This is a genomic window from Rhodococcus mengyinensis, from assembly GCF_048381435.1.
In the GTDB taxonomy this organism is placed as follows: Bacteria; Actinomycetota; Actinomycetes; order Mycobacteriales; family Mycobacteriaceae; genus Rhodococcus_F; species Rhodococcus_F opacus_D.
Genome location: NZ_JBLWIT010000118.1, coordinates 1 through 11103 on the forward strand (window position 1 = coordinate 1; position 11103 = coordinate 11103).

12 protein-coding genes are annotated in these 11103 nt (G+C 64.2%); all 12 read left to right on the forward strand.

What is annotated here, in order from left to right; translation table 11 throughout:
• The coding region (locus tag ACNJ7E_RS26790) for a RidA family protein (protein ID WP_418341379.1) at nucleotides 1-392 on the forward strand (392 nt) is incomplete at its 5' end.
• Nucleotides 393-397: 5 nt separating this feature from the next.
• On the forward strand, nucleotides 398-1246 hold the full coding sequence (locus ACNJ7E_RS26795) for an amidohydrolase family protein (protein WP_009475738.1): 849 nt from the start codon (nucleotides 398-400) through the stop codon (nucleotides 1244-1246).
• Nucleotides 1247-1311: 65 nt separating this feature from the next.
• Nucleotides 1312-2658, forward strand: coding sequence for an MFS transporter (locus ACNJ7E_RS26800; RefSeq protein ID WP_009475737.1), 1347 nt, complete (start codon nucleotides 1312-1314; stop codon nucleotides 2656-2658).
• A gap of 110 nt (nucleotides 2659-2768) precedes the next feature.
• Nucleotides 2769-3164: a RidA family protein gene (locus ACNJ7E_RS26805; RefSeq protein ID WP_009475736.1), complete on the forward strand. Its 396-nt coding sequence runs from the start codon at nucleotides 2769-2771 to the stop codon at nucleotides 3162-3164.
• A gap of 71 nt (nucleotides 3165-3235) precedes the next feature.
• Nucleotides 3236-4018 carry an enoyl-CoA hydratase-related protein gene (locus ACNJ7E_RS26810; RefSeq protein ID WP_043779501.1) on the forward strand — a complete coding sequence of 261 codons (783 nt, stop codon included), beginning with the start codon at nucleotides 3236-3238 and terminating at the stop codon, nucleotides 4016-4018.
• Between the two features lie 12 nt (nucleotides 4019-4030).
• Entirely contained in the window at nucleotides 4031-4525 is a 495-nt protein-coding gene (locus ACNJ7E_RS26815) for a flavin reductase family protein (RefSeq protein ID WP_009475734.1), read from the forward strand.
• A gap of 38 nt (nucleotides 4526-4563) precedes the next feature.
• On the forward strand, nucleotides 4564-5088 hold the full coding sequence (locus ACNJ7E_RS26820) for an NADPH-dependent FMN reductase (protein ID WP_009475733.1): 525 nt from the start codon (nucleotides 4564-4566) through the stop codon (nucleotides 5086-5088).
• A gap of 55 nt (nucleotides 5089-5143) precedes the next feature.
• On the forward strand, nucleotides 5144-5473 hold the full coding sequence (locus ACNJ7E_RS26825; RefSeq protein WP_418341380.1) for a carboxymuconolactone decarboxylase family protein: 330 nt from the start codon (nucleotides 5144-5146) through the stop codon (nucleotides 5471-5473).
• A 182-nt stretch (nucleotides 5474-5655) separates the two neighbouring features.
• The gene (locus ACNJ7E_RS26830) at nucleotides 5656-6300 is read left to right on the forward strand and encodes a TetR-type transcription factor C-terminal domain-containing protein (protein ID WP_280779748.1); all 645 of its coding nucleotides are present in this window, start codon (nucleotides 5656-5658) and stop codon (nucleotides 6298-6300) included.
• A 457-nt stretch (nucleotides 6301-6757) separates the two neighbouring features.
• Entirely contained in the window at nucleotides 6758-8278 is a 1521-nt protein-coding gene (locus ACNJ7E_RS26835) for a GMC family oxidoreductase (protein ID WP_418341381.1), read from the forward strand.
• Nucleotides 8279-8407: 129 nt separating this feature from the next.
• Nucleotides 8408-9529, forward strand: a complete 1122-nt coding sequence (locus tag ACNJ7E_RS26840) for an LLM class flavin-dependent oxidoreductase (RefSeq protein ID WP_009475728.1) — start codon at nucleotides 8408-8410, stop codon at nucleotides 9527-9529.
• Nucleotides 9530-9676: 147 nt separating this feature from the next.
• Nucleotides 9677-11089 (forward strand): aldehyde dehydrogenase family protein, encoded by a 1413-nt coding sequence (locus ACNJ7E_RS26845; protein ID WP_418341135.1) that lies wholly within the window; start codon nucleotides 9677-9679, stop codon nucleotides 11087-11089.
• Nucleotides 11090-11103 lie beyond the last annotated feature (14 nt).

Consider the following 11103-nt stretch of genomic DNA (forward strand, 5'->3'; position numbering starts at 1 on the left):
CGGAATACCTCAACCCAGGCAACCTTCCCTACCCTCGATTCGGAATGAATCCGGGTGTGGCGACCAAGGACTACGTGTTCTGCGGCGGCATGGCGCTGGATCTGGAGACGCTGGCGCGTAAGCCGGAGGCCGACACCGTCGCGAACGAGACGAAGATCGCGCTGGAGGAGATCCAGGGGATCCTCGAGACTGTCGGCTGCACGCTCGGGGACGTGGTGAAGACGACGTGTTACCTGGCCGACGATTCGTATCGCAAGGAGTTCTGGACCGCGTACACCGAGGTCTTCGGCGAAGGCCCGTACCCGGCGCGCACGACGCTCGTCGTCGGCATCGCCGGCGACTGCCGCGTCGAGATCGATGCCGTCGCACTCCGGCCGAAGAGACAGGGATAGCCACGATGCCCGACCGCCCGTTCACCGACTGGCACACACACATCTACCTGCCCGAACACCTCGGCCCGGTATGGACCGACCGAGGAACCGAGCTCGTCGGTCGGCCAGGCTTCGGTCGCGCCGACCTCGCCGAACACACCCGGGTGATGGTGGAGTCCGGCGTCGAGAGGTTCCTGGTCCTCGGCCTGCAGGTGGCCCGGATCGGAATGAAGGTGCCGAACGACTATGTCGGCGAGTACCTCGACGCCAACCGGGAACGGGCAATCGGGGTCGGCAGCGTCGACCCGACCCAGCCCGGCGCAGCGGACGAACTCCGCCGCGCCGTGCGCGAATACGGCCTCCACGGGGTGAAACTCTCACCGCCGTATCAGGGTTTCCATCCGCACTGCGACGAGGCCTACGAGGTCTATCGCGCTGCCGCTGATCTCGGCATCTTCCTCATGTTCCACCAGGCGAGCGTGTTCGCGCCCGACGGGTGCAACGAATACGCGTACCCCATGTTTCTCGACAAGGTCGCCCGCGAGTTCCGGGACACGAACATCCTCGTCGCCCACTTCGGGAAGCCGTGGATGAACGAGACGGTCGAACTGATGATGAAGAACCGCAACGTCTTCGCCGACGTATCGACGCTACCGGTGAAAACCTGGCAGCTCTACAACGGGCTCCGACTCGCCATCGAGGGCCATGTCACCGACCGCCTGGTGTTCGGCTCCGACTTCCCGTCATTCTGCCCGAAAGAGTCCGCCGATCAGTTCCTGGCGATATCGGAACTCGACATGCCACTCCCGATCCCACACGACGTGGTCGATGACATCCTCTACAACCGGCCACTCGACATCATCCTCCCGAAATAGCCCCCCACTCAGCGGGCCGATGTGATCACCAGCGATCCGCCCCCGCCCCGAATCCGGAGACCGCAATGAGCACTCTCGACGGCACTTCCTCCCCAAGGGCAACTACGGACAGGCCCAATGACGATCTTGTTCGCCAACGGCGCCGCGTCTATATCGCCAGCGCGATCGGCAGCACGATCGAGTACTACGATTTCCTCATCTACGCGACCGCGGCGAGCCTGGTGTTCGCCCCGGTGTTCTTCGCGGGATCGTCGCCGGCCGTGGCGCTCATCGCCTCGTTCGGCACGCTCGCCGTCGGGTACCTCGCCCGCCCGCTCGGTGGAATCATCTTCGGCCACTTCGGCGACCGGTTCGGCAGGAAGTCCTCGCTCATCTGGACCCTGAGCATCATGGGGGTGGCAACCGTATCGATCGGATTGCTGCCGACACCCGACAAGATCGGCGTGCTCGCCCCGACCCTGCTCGTGGCGCTCCGTCTCATACAGGGAATCGCCGTCGGCGGTGAATGGGGCGGCGCCGTCTTGATGGCTGTCGAACATGCGAACACGAAGTCCCGCGGATTCTACGGCAGCGCAACCCAGATGGGAGCCTCGGCCGGACTCCTACTGTCCTTCGCGGCCTTCGCGGCGCTCGGTGGGCTCTCCGAGGACCAGTTCCTGTCGTGGGGTTGGCGCCTGCCCTTCCTCGTGACGGTCGCCCTCGTCGGAATCGGCATGTACATCCGGGTCGGCGTACGCGAGAGTCCCGTCCTGCTGGCCGAGAAGAAGGCGCGTAACGAGGAGGAGCCGCGCCGCGCGCCGCTGTTCGCGCTACTTCGGGAACGCCGGGGTCGCGTGCTGCTCGGAATCGGCGTCTACGCCGGGCCGTTCATGGCGTACGCAGTGGCGACGTCACTGCTGGTGACTTACGCGCACAAGGACTTCGGGATCCCGCGCCAGACGCTGCTCAACGCGATGATGATCGGTACGGCTGGCATGCTTCTCACTGTCCCGTTGTTCGCGTGGCTCTCCGACCGATACGGCCGGCGGCCGGTCTACGTCACCGCAGCCCTGCTCACGGCGATCCACGCGTTCGCGATGTTCCCATTGGTGACGTCGGGAAGCTTCCCACTGATCCTGCTCTCGTATGTCATCAGCATGACCGTGCTCAACGCGGCGGCGAACGGCCCGGTCCCCGCTCTGCTCGCGGAGCTGTTCCCGACGGCGTCCCGCTACACGGGCGTATCCCTGTGCTACCAGTTCGCCGGCATGATCGGTGGCGGCCTCGGCCCGCTCCTCGCTGCAACCTTCATCGCGCCGGGAGGACCGGGCAGCATCGCGGTTTCCGTGATGATCTCCGCGCTGTGCATCGTGGCCGCGCTTTCTGTCAGCGCGCTCGGTGAGACCCGGACCGTCGACCTACGCACGGCGTGAGCGCCGCAGTAGGAAACAGGCGGTCCTCGCGACTGGGACGGCCAAAGACAGGGCTGAACCCGAGAAAGACAGATCCCAACCAGATCGTACAAACGAAAGACGAGGTCGAAATGATCGACTACTTGAATCCAGCCGAATTGGGAGATTTCAGCCCGCAGGGGCTGTCGTCCGGTACCGCGACCGACGTGTTCGTCTATGCCGCGGGCCTGGCGATCGACCCCGAGACCATGGCGAGACGTAAGGAGGCGGAATCGATCGCCGACGAGACCCGGATCTGCCTCGAGAACGTCGCCAGGATCTTGGCGGACGCAGGCCTCACACTGCGAGACGTCGTCAAGACCACCTGCTATCTGCAGGACGAGGCATATCGCTTCGAGTTCCTCGATGCATACAAGGGCGCTTTCGGTGAGGGACCATACCCGGCACGGTCGACGTTCGTCCTCGGTATCGCCTCGAACCTGCGTGTTCAGATCGAAGCCGTCGCGGTACGTCCCGACGCAGGCTGAGTCGGTAACGAACGCCGACGGTCGGACCACGTTGATCGGTGCCGACCGGAAACTCGCAGAAGGACTGGGAAATGACAGAATTCGATAAAATCCGCATCGAGCGCCACGACGACGGCATTCGGGTTCTCGTACTCGACGACCCGGAGAAGCGGAACGCCATCGGCCCCGCCATGCGCCTCGAGCTACTCGACGCAGCGGACCAGCTGTCCACCGACACTGAAACACGGTGCCTGGTGGTGACCGGGTCCGGGACCTCCTTCTGTGCCGGGGCGGATCTCATGGCGATCTTCGGCGTGAACGGCGCGACCCCGTCGAGCATGCGGGCCCGTCAACTGTCGTACTACGAGAGCTTCCTGTGGCTGCGGGAGCTTCCATACCCCACGGTTTCCGCCGTCAACGGTCATGCGATCGGTGCCGGGTTGAATCTCGCGTTGGCATGCGACATTACGATCGCGGGGCCGAACGCCAGATTCGGCGCCACCTTTGCGAAATTGGGCTTGCATCCGGGAGGCGGATGCACCTATTTCCTGACGCAGAAGCTGGGGCGGGGACGTGCACTGCGCACGGTTCTCCTCGGTCGCACACTCGACGGCGTGCAAGCCCATGACGAGGGACTCGCAGACGTCTACGCCGATGACCCGCTCGGAGAAGCGTTGACTCTCGCACATTCGGTCGCGGATCTGCAGCCGTCGCTCGCTCGCGACATGAAACAAGCCGTGAATCTCGCCGCCGAGAACTCCTTCGACGTGGCGGTGGGATTCGAGTCCTGGGCTCAGGCAGCCAGTGCGTACAACCCCGGTGTCCAGGACGCGATTCGCGCCGCGGGCCGCACCACGTTATCCCGATCCAGCTAGGAGAAACGAACAATGATCGACCTGGGCAAGTTCAAAGACATCATGGCGTATGCACCAGGCCCCGCCACAGTCGTCACTGCCACCGGTGACGACGGCAGGCACCAGGGTCTGACGATGTCCGCGGTGTGCTCTGTCTCGCTGGATCCCCCGCTCGTCCTCGCATGCCTCGACCACGGGTCGAACACCCTGCAGGCGGTGCGTTCGTCGGGATCCTTCACCGTCAACTACATCGCCGACGGCCATGAGAGCGTCGCGCTGGCCTTCGCGGTCAAGTCGGACTCGAAGTTCGACGGACATGCATGGTCGGCCCCGGACGGAGGACTGGGCGGGCCGGTGCTCGCGGAGAACACCGCGGCGTTCGCAGTGTGCCGGGTCGAGCAGATGGTCGAGGCCGGCGATCACACGATCGTGGTCGGTGCCGTGGTCGACGGGGGAGTGCGCGAGGATTGCCATGCGTTGGCCTATGCACGCCGGGAATTCTTCACGGCCGTCGGATCGCAGGTATGAACCGATATTCGTTGACGATCTATCGAGGAGAGTCCTTGGTGCACAACGACATCACAGTCGGCGTTCTGGTCGGAAACCCGCGGCCGGCATCGCGGACGGCAACCGTCGCACTGGAGGTGGGCCGTCAAGTTGCCGATGCGGTCGGAGGCAGGGTCGGCCCTGTCGTCGATCTGGCGATGCACGGCGGGGACGTTCTGGACCCCGACTGCGCGACGGTGCAACGGGACATGGAGCTCGTCAGCGGAGTCGACACCCTCATCGTGGTCTCGCCGACCTACAAGGCGACCTACACGGGCCTGCTCAAATCCTTCTTCGACCGTTTCGGCTCCGTCTCGCTCGACGGCGTCGTAGCGGTGCCCGTGATGGTGGGCGGCGCCCCACACCATGCCATGGCCGGCGAGGTCCACCTCCGACCGCTGCTGGTCGAACTGGGTGCCGTCGTGCCCACTCGGAGTCTCTACGTCGTGGACTCCGAACTCGACCACCTCACGGACACGGTCAGCACCTGGCTGTCCAGGGAAGGTGCCTCGCTGACGAACGCACTGCGCACTGCGCCGGCGTAAATGAACACGGGACACCCGGCGGCACCGCGGCCCCAAGTAACTCGAAGGAACAATCATGCCCGATATGCCCGGCCCCGCCCGACGGGCACTCGGTTCGTTCGCTCCGAAGCTGGCCGAACTCACCGACGACACCTTGTTCGGCGACATCTGGAAACGTCGTGAACTGACACCTCGAGACCGAAGCCTCATCACCGTCGCTGCCTTGATCGCGCTCTACCGCTGCGAGCAGCTGCCCTTCCATCTGCGGAGGGCACTGGACAACGGCCTCACCGTCGAAGAACTCGTGGAAGTCGCCACTCACCTCGCGTTCTACTCCGGCTGGCCCACCGCGATGACGGCAGTCCAGATCCTTCGGGATCTCCCCGGCCCCGAAGACTCTCGATAGCTTCGTCGGACGGCCATATCATGCCGACTGGTACGGATGTATACTGCGAGAGTGCGTGAGGCGTTGTGCAGTGCGCCGGCGTGCCCGTAGCATCGCGCCTACCCGCTTCGTGCAGAGTGCTCGAGATGGATGGCGCGCACTCGGCGATGAATGGCGAGCTGAACAGCCAGGGAGGAAGTTTCGTGGCGAGGCCGAAGGTTTCGAGTGGCAAGACGAGTGGCCGTAGGGTCCGCGACCCCGAGGGAGCTCGGCGTGCCCTGCTCGAGAACGCGGTCGAACTTTTCGAGCGGAACGGATACGCGGCAACGTCTGTCCAGAGCATCGTCGATGCGGCGGACCTGACCAAGGGCGCCTTCTATCACCATTTCGAGAGCAAAGAAGACCTGCTCTACCGGGTGCACGACGAGTTCATCAACTATCAGCTCGGGCGTGCGCGCAGTGTCATGGCGGACAAGGAACAGAGTCCGGATCAGATCCTGCGACGACTGATCACCGAGGCGTTACTCGAACCGATGTCGATCTACAAGGCGGAGATCACGGTGTTCATGCAGGAACGGAAGTTCTTGCCCACTGATGTCTTCGCCGAGATCCAGCAGAAGCGTGACGAGTTCGAGCGCTTCTTCGTCGACGTGATCGAGCGCGGCATGCAGGAGGGTGTGTTCCGACAGAAGGGCCCGGCACGACTTGTGGCATTCGGGATCATCGGCATGGGGGCGTGGACACACGTCTGGCTGGATCTGAAGGGCTCGGTGACCCCCCGCGAAATCGGCACCATCTACGCCGACATTCTCATCGACGGACTGATCGAGCGACCAGCGGACGCCTGAGCTGCACTCTTCGACCACCCGGCCTCCACGAATGCCCCTTGGTGGAGGCCGTGCTCGTTTAGCGCCTACCGTGACGCGGCGGGTTCGCGCTATCCGGGTGAACCGCGGGCCCAGCGGTATCGTCGCGATCTCTTGACCCCCTGACGCGTAGTGCGGTAACGTCATCTCACAACGTTACGTACCGCCCGGTTAGTATGTAAGCGCGGATGAACTTCGTTTATCTGTTGCCGAGAAGCCTCACGCACCGGACGCGCTCCAGCCTGAATCAGTGACTCTGGGCGGTCGTTCCCCGAAATATCCGAGATCGGTGCTCCGTTCCTGACAACGATGAGAACCCCTCTATCCGTACGACATTGAGGATTGGATCATGCCAGCAGAACTACTCGGTGACGTTCCGAACGCGAATACCGTGACGGCGGGCGCGGTGCAGCCGGTTGGGGTCGGGCGGTAGAGCATCATGGACACCTACGACTACATCGTCGTCGGCGGCGGAACCGCCGGGTGCATCATTGCTGCGCGACTCACCGAGGATCCCGAGGTCCGGGTCCTGCTCCTGGAGGCCGGCGGCTCCGAGCGACGACCAGACATCGAGAACCCAGGTGCCTGGCCGAGTTTGGCCGGCAGCGAGCTGGATTGGAACTACTCGACGGTTCCGCAGAAGACTCTCGGGCGGACGGTTCCCGCGACCCGCGGCAAGGTCCTGGGCGGCTCGGGCTCGATCAACGTCATGGCGCACCTGCGGGGACACCGAGTCGACTACGACTCGTGGGCCGCGGAGGGCGCTGAGGGTTGGGACTACGACTCGGTGTTGCCCTACTTCATGCGCTCCGAAGACGTCCCCGACGGCGACCCCCGATTCCGGGGTCGGGGCGGACCACTGGCGCCGCCGCCGATCGACTCGCCCCACCCGTTGTCACTCGCCCACGTCGAGGCCGCGCGGCAGGCGCAGCACGCCGTCGCAGCAGACCTCAACGGTGGCGAGTTACTCGGGGCAGCGTGCCATGAGCTGCTGATCAGCGCGAACAGGCGACAGAGCACCGCGAGCGCCTACCTCAGGCCGGCGCTCGGCCGGACAAATCTGACAGTTCGCACCGGGGCGATCTGTCGACGCCTCGTCATCGTGGGCGATCGCTGTCGCGGGGTGGAGTACACCCGGGACGGTCACTCGATCCGGTCCGCGGCGGCCGGCGACGTTGTCTTGTGCGCCGGTGCAGTCGATTCCGTGCGGCTGCTACTGCATTCGGGCGTCGGACCGGTCCGAGACCTCGAGTCGGTCGGCGTGCAACCGGTGATCGATTCGCCGGAGGTCGGCCTGAACCTGCAGGACCACATCCTGCTGGCGGGAGTCCGGATGCGTGCGGATCGACAGCTGCCCCCACCGAGTGGCAACTACGCCGAGTCGACGCTCTTCGCGAAGACGAACCCGTCTCAGACCCGGCCGGAGCTGCAAATCGTGCAGATCCAGGTCGACTACCACACGCCGTGGCAACGGCCAGCCGAGAACAGTTTCACCTTCGGGATCGGGCACATGCGCCCGCGAAGCCGCGGAAGCATTCGCCTGGCGTCTTCCGACCCGGAAGCGCCGCTGCTGATCGATCCGAAATACCTCAGCGACCCGTACGACATCGAACAGCTCATCGCCGGAATCGAGGTGGTGAACACACTCGCCGAGACGAGCGCATTCGACGAATGGGGTGGCACTTCCGACGCCCCCGCACTACTTCGCCTCGACCGCCCGGAGTTGGAGAAGGCGATACACGACAGTGTCAGCAGCTTCTTCCACCTTTCGGGAACCTGTCGCATGGGCACTGACGCGACGGCGGTGGTCGATCCGCACCTTCGGGTGCGCGGCGTCGACGGGTTGCGCGTCGCAGATGCGTCGGTCATGCCGAGCATCGTCTCGTGCAACACGAATGCTGCGACCGTGATGATCGGTGAGAAGGCCGCCGATCTGCTGTGTGGCAGACCCGTGGGGTGATTCCGGGCGTGGTCCCACGAATCAGCTGATTCGAAGTTGATTTGCCTCTGGCGCCCTGAGGTTTCGGCCGTTACACTACGTACCAACCGGTCGGTAGGACCGATCGCACTACTCGACGAAGGAGGAGAGATGCACACCGGCATCACTCTCGTATTTCAGAACATCGACGGAAACGTCTCCGACGCAGAGACCTATCGCAACGAGCTGGATCTCGCGCTGCGCGCGGAAGCAGCCGGATTCGATTCGGTATGGACCCCCGAACATCACTTCACTGCCTACGGCATGACACCCGATGTCCCGCAGTTTCTCTCGTGGCTTGCGGCCAAGACGTCCACGGTCAAACTGGGCACGATGGTGTCCGTCCTTCCCTGGCAGGACCCGGTTCGGACCGCCGAGAACTTCATCCTGCTCGACCATCTCTCGGGCGGCCGCTCGATGCTCGGCATCGGCCGAGGGCTCGGCCGGGTAGAGTTCGACGGCTTCCGGGTGGAGATGGGCAAGTCCCGCAGGCTCTTCGCGGAGTATGCCGAAGCGATCCTGAACGGTCTCGAGTCCGGCGTCATCGAAGCCGACGGCGAACTGTACAAACAGCCGGCCATGGACCTGCGCCCCGCGCCGTATGCGTCGTTCCGCGGTCGCACCTTCGCATCGGCGGTGTCTCCGCAATCAATCGACCTCATGGCAAGTCTGCAGGTCGGACTGATGGTCATCGCGCAGAAGCCCTGGGACAAAGCCGAAGCCGAGATGCGCGACTACCGTGCCCGTTACCTCGAGATCAACGGCGAGGAGCCGGCCAAGCCGATCATCTGTGTCTTCGTCGGAGTAGGAGAGACAGAAGCCGAGGCCCGAGAGATGCGCGATGTTTACCTCCGGCGCTACGCCGAGTCGACCGTCGAGCACTACGAATTCGACAACGTCGGCTTCGCGAAAATTGAAGGCTACGAGTACTACGCCGGGCTGAGCCGCAACATCGAGAAGCACGGAGTCGACGGCTTCTGTGACTTCCTCGCCGATCTCCAGGTGTGGGGAACGCCGGATCAGGTCGTCGACCGGATTCTCGAGTATGTCGATCGACTGGACGCGGGCGGGGTCCTGATCGCACCGTCCTTCGGCGGCATGGCGCCCGAAGTGTCATCCCGAAACTTCGAACTGCTCGCCTCCGAGGTGCTTCCGCGCCTCAAAGTCCACGATGTGGGCGGCGAACTCGGTGTTACCCACGGTGTCGACCGAACACTGACGCCGACGTCATAGCAACTCATCGGCTTCTCGGGGCCGAACCGTCCATACGTGTTCGTCGAGTCGGCGGCACCTACCAACGATTTTCGAGTAGTGAGGGTTTGAATAGTGACAATCTGCGATGTGGATTTGACGGCTGCGTGTTTGATTGGTGGTCGGTGGGTGCCGGGGTCGGGAGCGGATGCCGTCGAGGTGTTCAATCCTGCGACGGGGCTGGTGATTACGGAGTTGGTTCCGGCGACGATCGAGGATGCGGAGGCGGCTGTGGTGGCTGCGTCTCGCGCCTTCGGTGACTGGGGTTCGCGGCCGTTGTCGGAGCGGGTGCGGTTTTTGTATCGGATGAAGGTGATCCTCGAGGACAATGTCGAGTCGTTGGCGCGCACGATCACGATCGATCAGGGTAAGACGTTGGATGAGGCGCGCGGTGAGGTGGGGCGGGCCGTCGATTTCCTGGAGACGGCGATTGCCGCTCCGATGCTGTATCACAGCGACGCCGTGAATGTCACCACTGGTGTGGATGCGCGGCGGGTGCGGGAGCCGTTGGGGGTGTGTGTGGCGGTGACGCCGTCGAACTTCCCGGTGATGAACACGGTGCAGTTCTCGGCGTGGGCTCTGGTCACGGGTAATGCGTTGATCATCAAGGCGTCCGAGCAGGATCCGCTCGCGTCCACCGCGGCGATTCGGTTGCTGCAGCAGTCGGGTCTGCCGGATGGGGTGCTGAACTTGGTGCACGGCCGGGCGGATGTGGTCAAGCACCTGATCGCCCACCCGTCGGTGGTGGCGGTCTCGTGCATCACGTCGTCGCCGACGGCGCGGGCGATCTACGGGGCGGCGGCAGCGGCCGGGAAGCGGGTGCAGGCCAATGGTGGTGCGAAGAATCCGATCGTGGTGGCCGCGGATGCGGATCTCGATAGGGCGGCGGCCGGGATCGTGTCCTCGTCCTATGGGATGGCGGGTCAGCGGTGCCTGGCGGGGAGTCGGGTCGTGGTGGTTGGTGATGTCTACGGCGATCTGATGGACCGGGTGGTGGCGTTGGCCGATCAGTTGGTGGTCGGTGACGGTATGGACGAGGGTGTGACGATGGGCCCGGTCGTCAGCGCCGAGAGCAAGGTGCGGATCCTGGCGGCGCTGGGGGAGGCGGAGGATCTGGGTGCGACGTTCGTCCTCGATGGTCGGAATGTGAAGCCGGTGGGTGGGGCGGGGTCGGAGAACGGCTATTTCATCGGGCCGACGATCGTGGCCGATTTGGATCCGCGGCACGGGGTGGAGGGTCGGGAGTTGTTCGGTCCGGTGATCAATGTGCATCGGGTGGATACGCTCGTGGAGGCGATCGCGTTGTCGAATGATACCGAGTTCGGTAACGCTGCAGCGGTGTTCACCAGCTCTGGTGCGGTGGCGGCGGAGTTCGAGCGGGGTATCCGGGCCGGGAATGTGGGTGTCAATGCGTTTCCGGCGCCGCCGGCGAATATGACGATGGGTGGGTACGGTGCCTCGTTCTACGGTGACCTGCATGTGTGTGGTGCTGCGCCGTTGGATTTCTTCACCGATCAGAAGCTGGTCGTCACCCGATGGTGAGCACTATGCGGCGA